15 protein-coding genes are annotated in these 16,436 nt (G+C 65.3%); 4 read left to right on the forward strand and 11 right to left on the reverse strand.

The genetic code is table 11. The features are described from left to right. Nucleotides 1-124 precede the first annotated feature (124 nt). Complete coding sequence (locus tag SAS01S_RS02245; protein WP_066804151.1) at nt 125-1,204, forward strand: 1,9-bis(guanidino)-5-aza-nonane synthase; 1,080 nt, start codon at nt 125-127, stop codon at nt 1,202-1,204. Between the two features lie 422 nt (nt 1,205-1,626). On the opposite strand, the gene SAS01S_RS02255 is transcribed toward SAS01S_RS02245, so the two are convergent. After that, nucleotides 1,627-2,397, reverse strand: a complete 771-nt coding sequence (locus tag SAS01S_RS02255) for an SDR family oxidoreductase (RefSeq protein WP_066804153.1) — start codon at nt 2,395-2,397, stop codon at nt 1,627-1,629. Nucleotides 2,398-2,501: 104 nt separating this feature from the next. Between SAS01S_RS02255 and SAS01S_RS02260 the strand changes: the two genes are divergently transcribed. The 3 genes from SAS01S_RS02260 (at nt 2,502) to SAS01S_RS02270 (ending at nt 3,588) form a co-directional block, all read left to right on the forward strand. Then, on the forward strand, nt 2,502-2,900 hold the full coding sequence (locus SAS01S_RS02260; RefSeq protein WP_066804155.1) for a winged helix-turn-helix transcriptional regulator: 399 nt from the start codon (nt 2,502-2,504) through the stop codon (nt 2,898-2,900). Between the two features lie 75 nt (nt 2,901-2,975). Further along, nucleotides 2,976-3,416 (forward strand): MAPEG family protein, encoded by a 441-nt coding sequence (locus tag SAS01S_RS02265; protein WP_066804158.1) that lies wholly within the window; start codon nt 2,976-2,978, stop codon nt 3,414-3,416. Further along, nucleotides 3,409-3,588, forward strand: a complete 180-nt coding sequence (locus tag SAS01S_RS02270; RefSeq protein WP_066804161.1) for a hypothetical protein — start codon at nt 3,409-3,411, stop codon at nt 3,586-3,588. The genes SAS01S_RS02265 and SAS01S_RS02270 overlap by 8 nt, the downstream gene beginning before the upstream one ends. Before the next feature lie 113 nt (nt 3,589-3,701). Here SAS01S_RS02270 and SAS01S_RS02275 read toward each other — a convergent pair whose 3' ends face one another. From SAS01S_RS02275 to SAS01S_RS02320, 10 genes are all read right to left on the reverse strand, one after another. Continuing rightward, complete coding sequence (locus SAS01S_RS02275; RefSeq protein WP_066804164.1) at nt 3,702-5,582, reverse strand: XrtA/PEP-CTERM system amidotransferase; 1,881 nt, start codon at nt 5,580-5,582, stop codon at nt 3,702-3,704. Nucleotides 5,583-5,693: 111 nt separating this feature from the next. Further along, a complete protein-coding gene (gene xrtA / locus SAS01S_RS02280; protein ID WP_066804172.1) occupies nt 5,694-7,229 on the reverse strand; it encodes an exosortase A in 1,536 nt (511 codons plus the stop codon). Then, complete coding sequence (locus tag SAS01S_RS02285; RefSeq protein ID WP_066804175.1) at nt 7,226-8,443, reverse strand: TIGR03087 family PEP-CTERM/XrtA system glycosyltransferase; 1,218 nt, start codon at nt 8,441-8,443, stop codon at nt 7,226-7,228. Before SAS01S_RS02285 ends, xrtA begins: the two co-directional genes overlap by 4 nt. Next, nucleotides 8,443-9,510: a FemAB family XrtA/PEP-CTERM system-associated protein gene (locus tag SAS01S_RS02290; protein ID WP_084238417.1), complete on the reverse strand. Its 1,068-nt coding sequence runs from the start codon at nt 9,508-9,510 to the stop codon at nt 8,443-8,445. Before SAS01S_RS02290 ends, SAS01S_RS02285 begins: the two co-directional genes overlap by 1 nt. Before the next feature lie 2 nt (nt 9,511-9,512). Then, nucleotides 9,513-10,355, reverse strand: coding sequence for an XrtA system polysaccharide deacetylase (locus SAS01S_RS02295; RefSeq protein ID WP_066804181.1), 843 nt, complete (start codon nt 10,353-10,355; stop codon nt 9,513-9,515). Nucleotides 10,356-10,375: 20 nt separating this feature from the next. Continuing rightward, nucleotides 10,376-11,506 carry an XrtA/PEP-CTERM system-associated ATPase gene (locus SAS01S_RS02300; RefSeq protein WP_066804190.1) on the reverse strand — a complete coding sequence of 377 codons (1,131 nt, stop codon included), beginning with the start codon at nt 11,504-11,506 and terminating at the stop codon, nt 10,376-10,378. 36 nt (nt 11,507-11,542) lie between these two features. Beyond that, nucleotides 11,543-13,165: a hypothetical protein gene (locus SAS01S_RS02305; RefSeq protein ID WP_245656720.1), complete on the reverse strand. Its 1,623-nt coding sequence runs from the start codon at nt 13,163-13,165 to the stop codon at nt 11,543-11,545. Continuing rightward, nucleotides 13,165-14,169 (reverse strand): AAA family ATPase, encoded by a 1,005-nt coding sequence (locus SAS01S_RS02310; protein ID WP_066804196.1) that lies wholly within the window; start codon nt 14,167-14,169, stop codon nt 13,165-13,167. The genes SAS01S_RS02305 and SAS01S_RS02310 overlap by 1 nt, the downstream gene beginning before the upstream one ends. Then, nucleotides 14,166-15,686 carry an XrtA system polysaccharide chain length determinant gene (locus SAS01S_RS02315; RefSeq protein ID WP_066804199.1) on the reverse strand — a complete coding sequence of 507 codons (1,521 nt, stop codon included), beginning with the start codon at nt 15,684-15,686 and terminating at the stop codon, nt 14,166-14,168. The genes SAS01S_RS02310 and SAS01S_RS02315 overlap by 4 nt, the downstream gene beginning before the upstream one ends. Nucleotides 15,687-15,702: 16 nt before the next feature. Next, nucleotides 15,703-16,344: an XrtA/PEP-CTERM system exopolysaccharide export protein gene (locus SAS01S_RS02320; protein WP_066804202.1), complete on the reverse strand. Its 642-nt coding sequence runs from the start codon at nt 16,342-16,344 to the stop codon at nt 15,703-15,705. Nucleotides 16,345-16,436: the final 92 nt, after the last annotated feature.

Raw genomic sequence — 16,436 nt, forward strand, 5'->3', positions numbered from 1 at the left:
AAGCCGGTATCTCGGGCGGTATGCTTATTGCCTGAGACCTCAGCTTTCGCTGGGGTGACGGCCATTGTTACGGGTTTCCGCGTCCCCATAACGACGGCGGCACGAGAAAAACGGGAACAGACCCATGACCGACACCCTGACCAAGACCGCGGCCGCCAACGCGCCGATCAACGACACCCGCAAGGCGGAATTGCTGTCGAAGACGGTCAAGCATATCGACATCACTTCGTTCGACGCGCGCCCGATCGTCGACGCGATGAGCGACATGAGCTTCACCAGCCGCGACCTCGGCCGCGCGACCAAGATCTACAACCAGATGCTGGCGGACAAGGATTGCACCGTGGTCCTGGTCATCGCCGGCTCGACCTCGGCCGGCGGCTGCATGGACCTGTATGCCGAGCTGATCCGCAACAACATGGTCGACGTCGTCGTCGCCACCGGCGCCTCGATCGTCGACATGGATTTCTTCGAAGGCCTTGGCCACAAGCACTATCAAGCACTTGAAATTCCGGACGATGATACGCTGCGCTCGCTCTATATCGACCGTATCTACGACACCTATATCGACGAGGAGCAGCTTCAGGATTGCGACCACACGATCCTGAAGATCGCCGACAGCCTGGAGGCCAAGCCCTATTCGAGCCGCGCCTTCATCCGTGAGATGGGCAAGTATCTCGCCGAGTACGGCAAGAAGGACAACAGCCTGGTCAAGCTCGCCTATGAGCATGACGTGCCGATCTTCTGCCCGGCCTTCGTCGACTCGTCGGCGGGATTCGGCCTGGTCAAGCATCAGGTCGACCGCGCCAAGGCCGGCCAGCCCTATATGGTGCTCGACGCCATCGCCGACTTCCGCGAGCTGACCGAGATCAAGATCCAGGCGGGCACCACCGGCCTGCTGATGATCGGCGGCGGCGTGCCCAAGAACTTCGTCCAGGACACCGTGGTGTGCGCCGAGATCCTCGGTCACGAGGATGTCGAAGTGCACAAATATGCGGTGCAGATCACCGTCGCCGACGTCCGCGACGGCGCCTGCTCATCCTCGACGCTGCAGGAGGCCGCGAGCTGGGGCAAGGTCAACACCGGCATCGAGCAAATGGTTTTCGCCGAAGCCGGCTCGGTGATGCCGCTGTTGGCGAGCGATGCCTATCATCGCGGGCTGTGGAAGGACCGGCCGGAGCGCCGCTGGGCGAAGCTTTTCGCATGAACTGGACAGCAAGCGTCTGACTCGAATATAAAGCGGCGTCCCATCATCCGGGACGCCGCGTTTTCCTTCTCCCTAAGGAGAAGGAAGGGGCCCGCTCGCGCAGCGAGTGGGAAGGATGAGGACAGATCTGATCACCTGCCCTCACCCTTCCGCCGACTTATGTCGGCTCCCTCCCTCTCCCAGGGAGAGGGAATTAGGATCAATCCTTCGCCCGATAAGCCTCAGGCACGACGAACACCTCGTCGGCGCGGGTATAGCCGCCATCCCGCACCTCCTCGATCAGCACCATCGTATGCGCCCTGGCGCCTTCGCCGAAATATTCGACCAGCAGTCGGTCGTGCGGTGCGCGAGGTCGGCCTTTTGCGCCTTCGAGAGCGCGGCTTCCGGAAGTTTGAAATTTGCGAACGGCATTGACGGCGTCCTTACTGCTGGTTGCCGCGCGCCTGGCGGGCGAACTGGTTGAGTTGTTGGAAGGTCTCATCGAACCGGCCTTCGCGCTCGGCATTGCGAAGGAAGGCTACGCGCTGGACGAGGATCTCCGGCGGCGTGGGCTGCTGGGCGAACAATGCCATCACTTCGTCGGCGAACTCGTCGAGCGGCTGATAGCCTTCACGCGATTCCTGGCCGGGGGTCAGCCCCGTCTGCACCGCGGGCGGCGCCAGTTCGATCACCTCGACCTTGCCGGCCAGCGCGTCGCGCATCGCGACGGTGTACGAATGGATCGCCGCCTTGGTCGCATTGTAGGTCGGCGTATCGACCAGCGGCACGAAGGCGAGGCCCGAGGTTACATTGACGATCGCCGCGTCGGGCTGCGCGATTAGATGGTCGATCAGCGCATTGGTCAGCCGGATCGGGCCGAGCAGGTTGGTGGTGATCGTCGCCTCGGCATCCGACAGATCGCGGGCATGAACGAGCGCCTCGAACCGCATAATTCCGGCATTGTTGATCAGCACGTTGAGCGCCGGGAAAGTGGCGAGCACGCGCGCCGCGAAATCGGCTACCCCTTCGGCACTTTCGACGTCGAGTGTCATGGTATGGATATTCGGCCGGCCCGCCGCCGCGGCGTCGAGCGCGTCCTGGCGACGGCCCGCAATGATCACGGCATTGCCGGCGTCGTGGAACCGGTGCGCCAGCGCTTCGCCGATGCCCGACCCGCCGCCGGTGATGAGGATGGTGTTTCCGCTGCTTTTCATCGGATCGCTCCTGCTTGGGGTTGATGGCTGCGATGTACGCTCCTACTCTCCGGAGGAAAGAAGGCACCAGAAAGATTTATACTTACCCGAAAGAGAGTGACTGCATGAACGCGCCTGCCCCCAATTATCTTCCCTGGCCGACCGACATCGATCCGCGCGTCGAGGCGCTGGTGACCGAAGTGATTGGCCGGGTGGCAGACAAGTGGACGATGCTGATCCTCGACGTCCTCGCCGAGAGGGGCGAGTTGCGCTTTACCCAGGTTGGCCGTGAAGTACCCGGGATCAGCCAGAAGATGTTGACCCAGACGCTGCGCCAAATGGAACGCGACGGTTTGGTCGTGCGCACCGTTCATCCGGTGATCCCGCCGCGGGTAGAGTATCGCCTGACTGATCTCGGCTTTTCCCTCGGCGAAGCGTTTTGCGGCGTGTGGATCTGGGCAAAGGACAATCTCGAGCGGATCGATGCCGCGCGCGCGTCCTTCGATTCCCGACGGCCGGGCTGAGCGCCGCGCAATCCGTTGCAATCGCAAACCGGTTGATGCAGCGTCCCCGGCATATCAAGTCTGGGGAGGCTCTTCATGCATAGCGAGATCCTGAAACCGGTCGTCGTCCTGATCGCCTGGACATTGGTGATGTTCGTCTGGATGATCGCGGTGCGCTTGCCTGCGATGAAGGCCGCCGGGATCGACATAACCAAGCTGAGGGGCGGCAAGGGCAGCGACGCCGACGGCGTCCTTCCTGCCAAGGCGCAATGGAAGGCGCACAATTACAATCATTTGCTCGAGCAGCCGACGTGCTTTTACGCGGTATCGTTCGTGATCGCGTTCACCGGCACCGGTGACGGGATCAATGCCTGGATCGCCTGGGCCTATGTCGCGCTGCGTATCGCGCACAGCCTATGGCAAGCGACGGTCAACAAGGTCTCGATCCGCTTCACGATCTTCATCCTGGCGACCTTATGCCTGATCGCGCTGACCTTGCATGCCGCAATGGCGGTGTTCGGCTGGCATCATGGCTGAGAAATTCGAACGCCACCGTCAGCCCTGGCGGCAGGACGAAATCCAGAAACTCCACACGCTGGCCAAGAAAGGCATGGCGCTAAAAGCGATCGCCAAGGCGCTGACGCGGAGCGAGGAATCGGTGAAGCAGCGGGCTAAGGAAGACGGGCTGGCGATCGCCAGGTTGCGATGATCGTTTCTCCCCTCCCGCTTGCGGGAGGGGTGGGGAAGGGTCTTTTATCGTGAGCAGCGTCCCCTCGGACACGCCCTCCCCTAGCCCCTTCCGCAGGCGGGAGGGGGAATTGCCTACCCGAACAACCGCGCCAAGCTCCGATCCAGCGTCACCAGCTGCCACAACGTCCGCCCATGCTCGGCGCGGCCAGCTTTATGCTCCGCAGCGATTCGCTCGATCGCCGGACCATCAAACCATTGCAGCAGCCTCGGCGAACGCGACAGGTCAGCGGCTTCATTGGCCAGCGCGCCCCGGAACCAGGCGCTGATCGGGGTCACGAACCCCATCTTGGGTCGATAGAGGATGTCGTCGGGCAGATAGCGCTCCATCGCCTTCTTCATCAGCCATTTGCCCTGCCCGCGCCGCAACCGCATCGACGACGGCAAGGTCGCGGCGAATTCCATTAATTTGTAATCCAACAACGGCTCGCGCGCTTCCAGGCTGACCGCCATGCTGGTGCGGTCGACCTTGGTCAGAATGTCGCCGGTCAGATAATGCTGGATATCGGCATATTGCGCGCGATCGAGCGCTTCGCGCGCCGGCGCGTCGCGCATCGTCGCGATATAGCGGTTTTCGGCGCGATGCCCGCCGAGTTGCCGCCACGCCTCGGCAGTGAACAGTTTATCGCGCAGTCCCGGCGTCGTCACCCCGACCGACCGCGCATAGGCAGTCGCGCCGTCCTCCGCGAGCGCGAGCAAGGTCGTCTTGGCGCGCAGCGGGCGCGGCGCCCAATCTGCCTTTGGATAGAGCCGCCCGAGCGTCCCGAACACATTGGCCGACATCTCGCGCGGCAATAGCGAGCGGACTCGCTCCTCCGCCGCCTGGAACTTGTAGCGGCGATAGCCGGCGAACGCTTCGTCGGCGCCGTCGCCCGACAGCGCCACGGTCACTTGCTCGCGCGCCAGTTCGCAGACGCGGAACGTCGCCAGCGCCGAGGCATCGGCGAAGGGTTCGTCGAACGCGCTGGTCAGCCGGTCGAGTAGCGCGAAATCGTCCGCGGCGACCACACGCTCGCGGTGATCGGTGTGATAGCGCTGCGCGATCGCGTCGGCATAAGCGCGCTCGTCATGCCCTGCTTCCTGGAAGCCGATCGTGCAGGTCTTGACCGCGCCTTTCGACAATTCGGCCATCAGCGCGACCACCGCCGAACTGTCGACACCGCCCGAGAGGAACGCGCCGAGCGGCACGTCGGAGACCATGCGGAGCTTTACCGCGGCGCGCATGCGGTCGACCAATTCGGCCTCGAGATCCTTGAGCGATCCGCTCGCGCGATTGGTGAAGTCCAGATCCCACCAGCGCCGCGGCATCGGCACTGGCCGGCCGCGTTCGAGCATCAGATAATGCGCGGCGGGCAATTTCTTCACGCCGGCGACGACACAGGCATCGTCGGGCACATAGCCCAGCCCCATGAAATCCTCGATCGCGGCGAGATCGGGCGCTCGGCGCAGCAAGGGATGCACCAGCAAGCCCTTCAGCTCGGACGCAAAGGCTACGGAGCCATCGGACAGCTCGACATAATGGAGCGGTTTCACTCCCAGCCGGTCGCGCGCCAGGAACAGGCATTGCCGCCCCGCATCGTGCAGCGCGAAGGCGAACATGCCGTTGAGGCGATCGAGCATCGCCGGGCCCCATTGCCGCCAGCCATGGAGCAGCACTTCGGTATCGCCATTGGTGACGAACTTCGCGCCCATCGCCTGCAACTCGGCACGGACCTCGGCGAAATTGTAGATCTCGCCATTATAGGTGACGGTCAGGTCGCCGTCATGCATCGGCTGCGGGCTGCCCGCGACGTCGATGATCGCCAGGCGGCGGTGCGACAAGCCGACGCCCGACGCAGTCCACACGCCAGCGCCATCGGGGCCGCGATGCGCCTGGGCATCGGCCATCGCCAACACGCGGGCGCGATCGACAGGCTTGGGGGTTCCGGGGTGATAGATCCCCGCGATGCCGCACATGTTACCGACCGACCCCCGTGTTCGTGCTCGTCACCTCAGCGCAAGCTAGGGTCTCAGGCAATGTCGCCATAACTCTAGAGATCCCAGCTTTCGCTGGGATGACGAGGGATGTCACCTGACCATCCCCGCCGAACGATCGGCCAAAACGTCGAGCGGCCCCAAAGCCGCGAGGAATTTCGCCATCGCTGCGCGCGGGTCTTGGCCGGGCAGGGTTTCGGCCGAAATATGGATGGCGACCGCGCGCTGCGGCCCGCCCAGCAGCTTGGCCTTGAGCGTTTCGAGCTTCACGATTTTTGGGTCGGAGGTGAGGACATTGCCAATCCGGTACCACGTCGCGACTTGGCGCTCCACCGGCCCTGGCGCGGTGATGCGCATGACCGTGCCGGCATCGAGATCGTCGAGGTCTTCGACGCGTACCCAGCGATCATCCTGCTGCATGACGCCGATGCCGAAGCCGACAATCTCCTTGCCCTGATGCTGGCTGCCATAGACCGCGATCGCGAGATCGACGGCAGTGCCCGAATTGTCGACATAGCGGCCGAACAATTGATGATCGGCACCGGGATAGGTCGGTGCCCAAGGCGCGCGGGTACTGACCGGGGCGCGGCTCCAGCCCGCGACCTGCGGCAACTCGATATGCAGGGGCAGGGTCTGCGCGCGGCTAGCGATCGCTGTCGACCATCCGGGGAAGGCAGCCGCAACCGCGAGCACGAGCAGCGCGGCGACGATCGTATCGAGCGGCCAACGCACCGGACCTTGCAACCGCGCCGGATTGAACGCCGGCGCGTCAGGCGCGCGGTCGAACCATTTCCAGCCGAACGCCAACACCGCCGCCATCACCAGCCCGAAGAACACCCAGCCGAATACGATATGATCGTATCCAGTCGCCTGTTCGACGCTGGTCAGTACCGCGGCATAGATCGTCCCGAACGCGCGCACGCCATTGGCCAGTACCGGCACAATGATCGCCATCGCCATGAAGGCGATCCGCCGCGGCCAGGTGCGGTAGCAGAGGTTCGCGACCAGTACGCCATAAGCGATCATCGCGATCACGAACTTGGAGCCCGAGCATGCCTCGGCCACTTCGAAATATTTGTCGCCGGCGGTGATCAGCACACCGTCGACCGTGGCCGCGACGCCGACCAGATGAAGCAGATGCATCGTGATCCACACGGTGATCGCCTGCAGCGGCGGTTCGAGGAATTCGCCGAACGGCACCAGGAACAGCGCATAAGCGATCGGGAACAGCAGCCCGCGCGCCACATTGGGCCCGAGCATCGTCACCACTGCGCCTTGCAACATCATCACCACGCCCAGATGCCGCGCGAACGATACGCCGCCGGCATCGCCGAGCAGCCAGCCGAATCCTCCAGCCGCGACCAGCGCAAGGCCGGGCGCCCAGGCCCGGGGCGTCAGTTGTGCGAGTTCGCCGCGCCGGATCCACACGAGCCAGCCGACCACCGGCGCGATGAACAGGCAATGCCCGAACGTGGTGTTGGTCCAATAGAGCTCGGCCAGCGCCGCAACGTCCTGGCGGAACATCAGCAGGATCACCGCCATCGTCGCGGCAAGCGCAGCCAACGGACGGCGCCAGACCGGCGCGATCGCGAAAGCGAACCGGGGGGCGGCACCGGCAACGCTGGTCATGCCGCCGCCCGTCCCTTGCGCGGTGCTTTCTTCGCGCCCCAGCCCATCAACCCGTCGAGCGGTGCCAGCCGGGCGCTCCAGCCATAGCGCGCCTGGACCCGCACGCGCCCCTTGTGTCCCATCGCAGACGCGCCCTGTGCGTCCGACAGCAACCCGTTCACCGCATCCGAAACCTCCGCCACGGTGTCGCCGCTCAGGATCGTGCCGTCATGGTCGATCCCCTCGGCGGCGGCGCTGCTTGCCACTACCGGGCGCGCCATCGCCATGGCTTCGAGCACCTTGTTCTGGATGCCCCGCGCGATCTTCAGCGGGGCGACCACACAGGCCGCAGCGTCGAGCCACGGCCGGACATCCGCCACTTCGCCGGTCACCCGCACCCCATCCTGCTTCGCCAGCGCGGTGACCGCATCGGTCGGGTTGCGGCCGACGATGACGAAGACGGTATCGGGGTGGACGACGCGGATATGCGGCAACACGGTCTCGGCGAACCAGGTCACTGCCTCGACATTGGGGCGATAGTCCATCTGGCCGGTGAACACGATCAGCTTGCCGGTCGTATCGATCCGGCGAAAAGATGCGGCGGGATCGAAGAAATCGGTGTCGATGCCGTTCTCGACCACCTGGACATTGGCGGCGCCGGTGCGCTTGCGGAACAGCTCGGCTTCGGCCTCGCTGACGAACAAGCTGGCGTCGACCCGCCGCGCGACCCGGCGCTCGAACTGGAACAACAGATTCGCCTCGCGCTGCATCAGCCAGCGCATCGGGCCGCGCGAAGCCTTGGCGTAGTCGGCGAACTTGAGCGAATCCATGTCGCAAAAGTCCATGATCACACGGGCACGTGTTTTGGCCGGCACATATTGTGCCATCTGGCCCGAAAAGACGTAGATCGTATCGATCGAGCGGCGCTCTAACAGGTCGGCGACAACGTCATGCATCGCGTGATTGTCGAACGCGGTCAGCGACGCCGGCCTGCGCTGGACCAGCGCCTCGACTAGCGCGCGCGGTCGCGATTTGCCGCGCCACAGGATCGACCGGCTCGCGGTGAACGGCACCAACCCCTTCTTGGCCTTGAGATCGCGCGGATCGTCGGCGAAGGCGACGAGGTGCACCCGGTGCCTTGCCGCCAGATGCTTGAGCAGGTTGAACGCGCGGATCTTGTCGCCGCGATCGGGCGGGAATGGCGATCGATGCGCGAGGAACAAGATGTCGCCCATCAGCCAAGGCCTTTGGCGATTACCGGTCCCATCGCATTGGCGAGCCACAGGGGCAGCTTCTTCCACACCGCCACTTGCAGCCGATATTTTGGGCTCATGGGATTCATTTCGCGCGGCGTTTCGCCGGCAGCCACACGCTTGGCGTAGCGCAACGGCACGCCCTCGAATCCCCAATTCTTCTTGAACGCGGCGACTCCCGTGCCCGCCTTCGACCGACCGAAATCGTAGCGCGTACAGCCGCGGCGGCGCGCATGGCGCATCAACTCGTAATAGAGCCGGTCATTGGCCTTGAGCGCTCGCGCCTCGCGCGTGCCGCCGCCCCAGAAAGGATAGACGGTGCCGTTGAGGTAGAGGCTGAACACGCTGGCGTGCGGCTTGCCGTCCTTGGATACGGTCACGACGTCGGCACATTCGCCGAGCTCGGCAGCAACCTCGCGAAACAGCTTGGCCGGGAATACCGGCGTGCCAAGGTTGCGGACGGACTCCGAGAACACCGCATAATGCATCGCCAGATCGCGCGGCGTGTTGCCGATCGCAATCTCCAGGTCGGCGTCGAGCGACTTGCGGACATCGGCGCGCTGCTTGCGGGGGATCGCGAGCAATTCGGCCTCGTCGTCCTTGGCGAGATCGCGTGAGAAACCGAGATAGGTCGTCTCGTCGACGATCCACCCCTCGCCCGGCGCCGGGCCGCCCCGCAATTCGAGGCTGGGACAACCAAGCCGTTCGGCTAGCGCCCAGGCCGAAGCGGCGAGCGCATCGGCGATGGCGTCGCGATTGGTCAGGATGCCACCATCGACCGCGAATCCGGCCGAGACCAACGCCTTGCCGAACAGCGGCGAGCGGATTTCGGTCAGCGGCAGCAAACCGGCGAGCGTGCCATCGGCATGTTCGGAGATCAGGCAGTGCGCGGTCTGGCCGCACGCGCGTGCGACCGCGAGGTTCCAGCCGGTGAGGTGAAACGGCGTCGCATCGGGATGCGCGCGGACATAGGCATCGATCCGCGCGCGCTCGCCAGCCTGCGTCAGGTCGGCGGCGTTGATCGCCACCGGGGTCGAGATCAAAGGCATCGTCACTGCAGGCGCTCCGCTTCGATGGCGACGACGGCGTCGACGCGGCCCCAATCGTGGCGCTTGACCAGCCCGCGCAATTTGCCCGCCATCGCGCCGAGCCGGCTATAATGGCGCAGCCGCGACTTGAGCGGCGCGCGCGCGACGCGCGGCTGGTCGGGATCGACCTCCCAAGGGTGGAAATAGAATACCGCCGGGCGATGCTCGTCGCGATTAGCGCGCGACACCGCGCGATCGGTGATCGCCGCCGGAAACAGGCGGAAGAACCCGCCGCCGGTGGTGATCTTGCGCCCTGCGACATCGGCGAGCGTGATCGGCAGTTCGATCAGGTCCGATCCCGCCACCGGGCGATAGGCGTCTTTGGGCGCGTCGGCCCAGCCGTAGTGATCGTGGACCAACGGCGCGACGCTCGATGAATACGCATAGCCTTCCTCGGCCAGCACCTGATGCGCCCAGGGCGTGCGCTGGTCGATCGAAAAGCTCGGGGCGCGATACCCGGTCACGCGTTGGCCCGATGCATCCTCCAGCGCTGTGCGGGCGCGCCTGAGATCGGCGCGGAACGCGTCGGCAGTCATGGTGAAGACGCGGTCGTGATCCCAGCCATGGCTGGCGACCTCATGCCCCTCGTCGGCGATGCGGCGGATCAGCCCGGGGTTTCGCTCGGCCACCCAGCCGAGTGTAAAGAAGGTCGCCTTGACCCCCGTCTCACCGAACAAATCTAGCACCTTGCCGGTATTGTAAGCGACGCGGCTATCCAGGCCGTCCCAATCTGCCTTGGCGATCACACGTTCGAAGGCGCCGACCTGGAACCACTCCTCGACGTCAACCGACAGGCCGTTGCGCATGATGCCGCTCCCGTCGCGCGTCAGGCCGCGCGGCCACCGCGCGCTGCCGCGGCCTCGTTACCTTCGACCCAATCGACCAGCAATGCCAGCACGCGACGCAACGCCGCATCCTGCTCCTCGAGTCGCGCCTCGATCGCCGCGAAGCGATCGTGCGCGACCTCGATCGGCGCCGGCTTGGGGTCGTTCGCGGGCGCCGCGGGTTCGACCGCCACGAGCGGTTCGCGCATCGCGACCGGCTCGGAGGCTTTGATCGGTTCGGGCGCCGCGACGATTGCGGGCTCGGGCTTCGGCTCGGGAGCGGCGGCAACCGGCCACTGCGCAGGGGCGCTGGGCGCAGGCATGTCGCCGGTGATATCGGCGATGACGGCATCGACGACCTTGGCGTCGATCACCTCGATCTGCTCGATCGCGCCGAACAGCAACACGCGTCCCGCCAGCTGGTTGAGCCGACGCGGCACGCCATCCGATCCGCGATAGAGCGCGGCGAAAGCATCGGGCGTGAATTTGGGGCGGCCGTTCCAGCCGACCAGCGACAGGCGGTGCAGCACATAGGGCTCGACCTCTTCGGCGCCCATCGGATCGAGATGATGCATCGCGATCACGCGCTGGCGGAGCTGTTCGAGCCGGTCGCTGCCGTGGAGTGCGGCGCGGAATTCGGGCTGGCCGAGCAGGAAGATCTGCAGCAGCGCATGGCCGCCGGCCTGGAAGTTGGACAGCATGCGCAATTCTTCGAGCGCGCCGGTGTGGAGCGCCTGCGCCTCGTCGACGATCAGCAACGTGCGGCGGCCCGCCCGGGCGATCGAATGCAGTCCGCGTTCGATCGCGACGAGCAATTGCGCCTTCATCAAGCCCGCTGTCTCGACCCCCAAGCCAGTCGCGACGATCCGCAGCAGATCGTCGCCATCGACCTGGCTCGAGACCAATTTGATCACGTGCAGCCGCTCGCGATCAATCGTCGCCATCAGATGGCCGACGAGCGTGGTCTTGCCCGCGCCGACATCGCCGGTGATGACGATGAAGCCCTCGCCCTGGCTCAGGCCATAGCCTAGATACGCCATCGCCTTGCGGTGGGTGGCGGTATCGAACCAGAATTTCGGATCGGGCGTCAGCGCGAACGGGCGTCCGCTCAATCCGTAATGGTCGTCATACATCGTCTTCGTCTCCGGGCGGGGAACCCGCCTCTCCGGTCAGAACTGGTAACGTGCTCCCAGCGACGCCTGCGCCGTCGTCTGGTCCTCCTGTCCCTTCTGGCTGAAAGTATAGGCGCCAAGCGAGACGGTGGTGCCGAGGCGACCAAAGCTGCGCGAGACCGATCCGGTCGCGCCCAGGCTGTAGATCCCCGGCGCAAGGCCGCTATCGTAGTAATTGGCGAAAAGATTGGCGTTGAACGAGGTGTGCTGGCCGATCGAGGTCGAGTAGAACAGCTGCGCGTAATAACTCTCGTCGCTGGTGCCGATGATCACCACGCCCGGGCTGTTGGGCGCGTAGAATTTGCGGTTCGAATAGCCCACACCGAAGCCGAGTGTGGACGTGCCGCGAGTCAGGGTGGCCACCGCATCGACCCCGCGCGAACGATAGGTCGCGGTCGACACCGACTGGAATACCGAATTCATGCACGCGCCCGCGGCGCCGCCGCCGGTCGTGCCGAAGGTGCAGCCGCTGAATTGCTGGGCCAGCAAATCGCGCGTCGCGGTGAACTGCGCGGGGAGTCCGCGCAAGCTGCGCTGCAATTGGCCGCCGAAGGTCTCGACCGTATCGTAGACGCCGACCTGAATGCCGACGCTTCTGCTCGGGGCGTAGCTGAGCGAGCCAGTATAGCTCCACGACCCGTACCGGCGGCCAACATGCGCCTCGACCGCGGTGCGCGGGCTCGGGCGCCATATGACGCCGGCATCCCAATAGATACCGTCGGTTTTGTAGGCGATACGGCGCGGCGAGTTGGGATCCGTCACGAAGCGGCCATGACTGTCGGTGACCGGCACGCCGGCGGTGTCGAGCAACGGATCGCGCGCGCTCGAGGTCAGCTTTTCGTAACCGACGCCGCCGACGATCGCGATATTACCTGACAGCGGCAGGACCGCGTCGACGCGGCCGTAGAGATCATCGAACCGGTTGCCGAGCTGGCTCTGGTCGTCGCGGGTCCAGCCGCCGCTCGCGGTCAGGCCAACCGGGAGCACGGTGCCCGATTTGAAGCCGACCGAGGCGGTCGCGATCTGCGTCTTCGAATCGTCGAAATAGTCGAGCCGCGGGCTGCCCGGGGCGACCCCGGTGGGACCCGGCTCGGTTACCTTGGTATAAGCAAAGCGATAGGCCGCGTTGATCGCAACCGGCCCGCTGCCGGTGGTCAGCGTCGGGCCGACATAGCCCGAATAGACGTTGCTGACATTGTCGCGGTCGTTGCCGAAGAACACCGGCGCAGCGCCGCGAATATCATTGCGCGAGCGCGTGGCGATGCCGCCCGCGTCGACCGACAGCCCGCGTGCCACGCGCACCTGGGCGTTGGCGAGACCAGTAACGACATCGGCGTCGCCGCTGTTCTTGTCCCAGGCGAATTGATGCTCGTAGCGCGCCGACAGATTGACCGACACGCGCCGCATCTCGACCGACGCGTCGACCCCGGCCGCGGCCGAGCTATAGGTCAGGACATCGCCCGACTGAACGTCGGCGGTGAGCACCTGGCTGAGCTCGATATAGGGCGCGATCGTGACCTTGCGGTCTCTGCCCCGACTCTTGCCCCCATCGTCCTGCGCCGCTGCCGGCATTGCTGCCAGCAGCGTCACAAGCGCGACCCCCGCGGAAATAACGCGCATCATTGGCCCTCGTCCTCCTGGCCGTAATAACTGCCGAAACGAGCCCCCCCCGGGGCGAACGCAACGCTGTTCAACAAAAGCTGGATGTGCTCGCAGCCCTCGAGCCGCTGCACGGTGTCGCGGATCTCGCCTTCCGACGTCTTGTCGGCGCGGACCACGAGCATGATCTGGCCGACATGCAGCGCCAGGACCGAAGCGGGCGACGCCGAGAGCGCCGGTGGCGAATCGAAGATCACCACGCGCTCCGGATCGGCGGCAAGCAGCCGCGCGATCAGATCGGGGGTGCGGCCGCTGGCGACCAGCTCGACATCGGCATTGGTCCGGGCGCCGGCGGGCAGCAGGCTGAGATTGGGAATGTCGGTGCCAACGACGCATTTCTCGATATCGATCGAGGGATCGGCGAGCGCATCGAGCAGACCGGGACCGTCGGCGACTCCGAGCCGCTCCATGATCCCAGGCTTGGCGAAATCGGCATCGACCAGCAGCACGCGCGTGTCACGCTCCGCCGCCATCGAGATCGCCAGATTGATCGCGCAATAGGTTTTGCCGTCGCCGGGCTTGGCCGAACAGACCAGGATCGTCCGTGCCTTGTCGGGCTCGTGCTTATTGAGCTGGCGCGCAGTCAGCAGCAGGTGCCGCTTTGCGAGGCGGAATTCCTCGGCCAACACGCCGATCGCTGCGCCCGGGATGAGCAACTGGTTTTCCACCAACAGGTCGCGATCGACTTTGGCCTGGCGGCCCGCCACGGGCAAAGCCGCCGGCGGTACTGGCGCCGGCCGAGCGACGGGCGAGGCGAGTGTTTCCGCCGGCGCTGCAACGACCTTGGGCGTTTCCGTCGGCTTCGGTGCCTCGGCGACGTGCACAGGCGCGACCGGCTTGAGCACCGGCGGCGCCTGTAAATCGCTTTCCGGAATCGCGCGTGCGTTGAGGCGCGCCGAGAAGTCATAGACTTCCGCCGCGCGCTCGAGCAGCGATCCCTTTTTGGTGATGATCGGCTTGTTCATGCCGCGAGCCCCCGCATCAGCATCTCCACGCCGAGCAGGCTGACGAACGCGACCGGCAGCGCGGCCGCGGCGCCCGCGAACATGCGCAGCTTGCGTTTCCTGAAGTCGGCTTCCGCCCTCGACACGCGCTCGCTGATCGACCCGATCACCGGCAGCCCGGTCGCCTTTTCGAGGCGCCCGGCGGTGGCGTAGGTCGCCTTGAGCTGCGACAGCGCGAACGCCCCGCCGACCCCCGCGAAGATCGCCGCGAGCAGCACGCCGGTCAGCAACAACGGACGATTGGGCGCGGTCGGCGCGCGAGGCGCCACGGGCGGATCGATGACCTTGAACTTGATCGAATCGGTCTGCGCCTGCGCCTGGGCCCGCACGCGGACGTCCTCGCGGTCGCTCAGCAATTTGTCGTACTGGTCCTTAAGCACCTGGTAATCGCGGTCGATCTGGCTCTGCTCGTTGGCCGCCGCGGGATCGCCGTTCAGCTTGCTGGTGATCGCGTCCATGTCGTGCTGCAGCTGCTGCTTGCGCTGTGACAGCCCCGCAACCTGCGACTGCTTGTCTGCCTGCATCGACTTGAGCGAGAGATATTGCGGATTGGGCTGGCCGTTACCGGCGAAGCTGCCCACCATCGGCTCGCGCGCCGCCGCCGCACGCGCGGCGCCAAGCTGGCTGTTGAGCGCGATCACGTCGGGATGGTTGTCGGTATAGCCCTTGGCCCGCGCATCCGCGAGCTGGCCTTCGATCGCGGCAAGGCGCGCACGCGCCGGACCGGCGCTGCCGGCACCGCCAACGCCCGGAATGGTCGCCGCAGTGCCCGACATCTGGCCGTTGATCGACGCGAGGCTGGTCTGCGCGGCGGCGAGGTCGCCGTCGATCTGCGCCATCTGGGTACGCGCCGCCGACATGCGCTCGGACAGCGAGCCGGTGCCCGGCAGCGAGCCGAGATATTGGGTCTGGAACTGGGTGCGCTTGGCATCTGCATCGCTCAGGCGGCGCTGCAGATCCTCGACCTGGCTGTCGAGGAAGCGCAACGTGGTCTGGGTATCGTTGCGGGTGTCGGCCAGATTCTGGTCGACGAAGATCGAGATCAGCTTCTGGTTGATCTGCGCGGCCAGCTTTGGACTCGACGCGGTCACGCTGATCTCGAACAGATTGTTCTGTTGAGCGACGATCTTGACGGCCTGCTGCAAGCCAGCGACGCGGTCGGCGATTTCCTGCGGGGTCGAGACGGTGTTCGCGAGGTCGGTGCCACGCACGACCTTTTCCAGATTGACCGCGCTGGTCAGCGTCTGGCGAATCGTGTCGACGTCGTTCTGCTGCTCGGCCGCGCTGATGCCGATCTTGGACGGCAGCACCTGCCCCATCTGGACGAAGACGCGCGCTTTCGATTCGTAGCGATTGGGCATCTGGCTGACCGCCAGCCAGCCCAGAATCGCAACGACCCAGGCCGCCGCCAGCGCGATCCAGCGGCGGTTCCAGATCGCGTGCAGCGCGACGCGAAATTCGTCATAAAGGCCGTTCACGGTTTCAGGGCCTCCGTCAGAACATCGATTCGGGGATGATGATCACGTCGCCCGGCTCGAGCTTGACGTTCGCCGACGGGTCGCCGTCCTTGAGCAACTTGCCGAGCTTGACGTTATACTGGCGCTGCTGGCCGGTATTGCGGTCCTGGCGCACCAGCCGCGCGCGGTTGCCCGCGGCATATTGGTTGAGGCCGCCGACCGCGATCATCGCGTCGAGCAGGGTCATGTTGGCGCGATAGGGGATCGATGCCGGCTTTTCGGTCGCGCCCACGATGCGGATCGACTGGCTGTACGTGCTCTGCGGACTCTCGACGATGACCGAGACGATCGGGTCCTTGATATAGGTACCCAACGCGATCTTCATGTCGTCGGCGAGCATCGCCGGGGTCTTGCCGACCGCGGGCATGTCGTTGACCAGCGGCGTGGTGATGCGACCATCGGGGCGCACCTGGACCTTCGCCGACAATTCGGGGTTGCGCCACACGAAGATATTGAGCTGGTCCATCGGACCGATCACATATTCCTCGCTCGGCTGTTCGCGCGATCCGACGAACGATGCGGGCGGCAATTGGGCACCGCCGCCGCCGGCGCATCCCGTCAGCACGCTGGCGCTCGCACCTACGAGAATCAAGGCCTTGGAAAACTTCACGAAACTCATAATCAGCCTCCCGCCTGCGCACGGCTGGACCGGTGACGTCACTCCGGCACGCGCAGACTTCGGGCTTGGCTATGGGGTCGCGGGGGTAAAGA

The sequence above is a fragment of the Sphingomonas asaccharolytica NBRC 15499 genome (assembly GCF_001598355.1).
In the GTDB taxonomy this organism is placed as follows: domain Bacteria; phylum Pseudomonadota; class Alphaproteobacteria; order Sphingomonadales; family Sphingomonadaceae; genus Sphingomonas; species Sphingomonas asaccharolytica.

Excerpts from the sequence above, each read along its gene's own strand:
- SAS01S_RS02245 (WP_066804151.1), top strand. The coding sequence starts at position 125 with ATGACCGACACCCTGACCAAGACCGCGGCCGCCAACGCGCCGATCAAC.
- SAS01S_RS02255 (WP_066804153.1), bottom strand. The coding sequence starts at position 2,397 with ATGAAAAGCAGCGGAAACACCATCCTCATCACCGGCGGCGGGTCGGGC.
- SAS01S_RS02260 (WP_066804155.1), top strand. The coding sequence starts at position 2,502 with ATGAACGCGCCTGCCCCCAATTATCTTCCCTGGCCGACCGACATCGAT.
- SAS01S_RS02265 (WP_066804158.1), top strand. The coding sequence starts at position 2,976 with ATGCATAGCGAGATCCTGAAACCGGTCGTCGTCCTGATCGCCTGGACA.
- SAS01S_RS02270 (WP_066804161.1), top strand. The coding sequence starts at position 3,409 with ATGGCTGAGAAATTCGAACGCCACCGTCAGCCCTGGCGGCAGGACGAA.
- SAS01S_RS02275 (WP_066804164.1), bottom strand. The coding sequence starts at position 5,582 with ATGTGCGGCATCGCGGGGATCTATCACCCCGGAACCCCCAAGCCTGTC.
- xrtA (WP_066804172.1), bottom strand. The coding sequence starts at position 7,229 with ATGACCAGCGTTGCCGGTGCCGCCCCCCGGTTCGCTTTCGCGATCGCG.
- SAS01S_RS02285 (WP_066804175.1), bottom strand. The coding sequence starts at position 8,443 with ATGGGCGACATCTTGTTCCTCGCGCATCGATCGCCATTCCCGCCCGAT.
- SAS01S_RS02290 (WP_084238417.1), bottom strand. The coding sequence starts at position 9,510 with ATGCCTTTGATCTCGACCCCGGTGGCGATCAACGCCGCCGACCTGACG.
- SAS01S_RS02295 (WP_066804181.1), bottom strand. The coding sequence starts at position 10,355 with ATGCGCAACGGCCTGTCGGTTGACGTCGAGGAGTGGTTCCAGGTCGGC.
- SAS01S_RS02300 (WP_066804190.1), bottom strand. The coding sequence starts at position 11,506 with ATGTATGACGACCATTACGGATTGAGCGGACGCCCGTTCGCGCTGACG.
- SAS01S_RS02305 (WP_245656720.1), bottom strand. The coding sequence starts at position 13,165 with ATGCGCGTTATTTCCGCGGGGGTCGCGCTTGTGACGCTGCTGGCAGCA.
- SAS01S_RS02310 (WP_066804196.1), bottom strand. The coding sequence starts at position 14,169 with ATGAACAAGCCGATCATCACCAAAAAGGGATCGCTGCTCGAGCGCGCG.
- SAS01S_RS02320 (WP_066804202.1), bottom strand. The coding sequence starts at position 16,344 with ATGAGTTTCGTGAAGTTTTCCAAGGCCTTGATTCTCGTAGGTGCGAGC.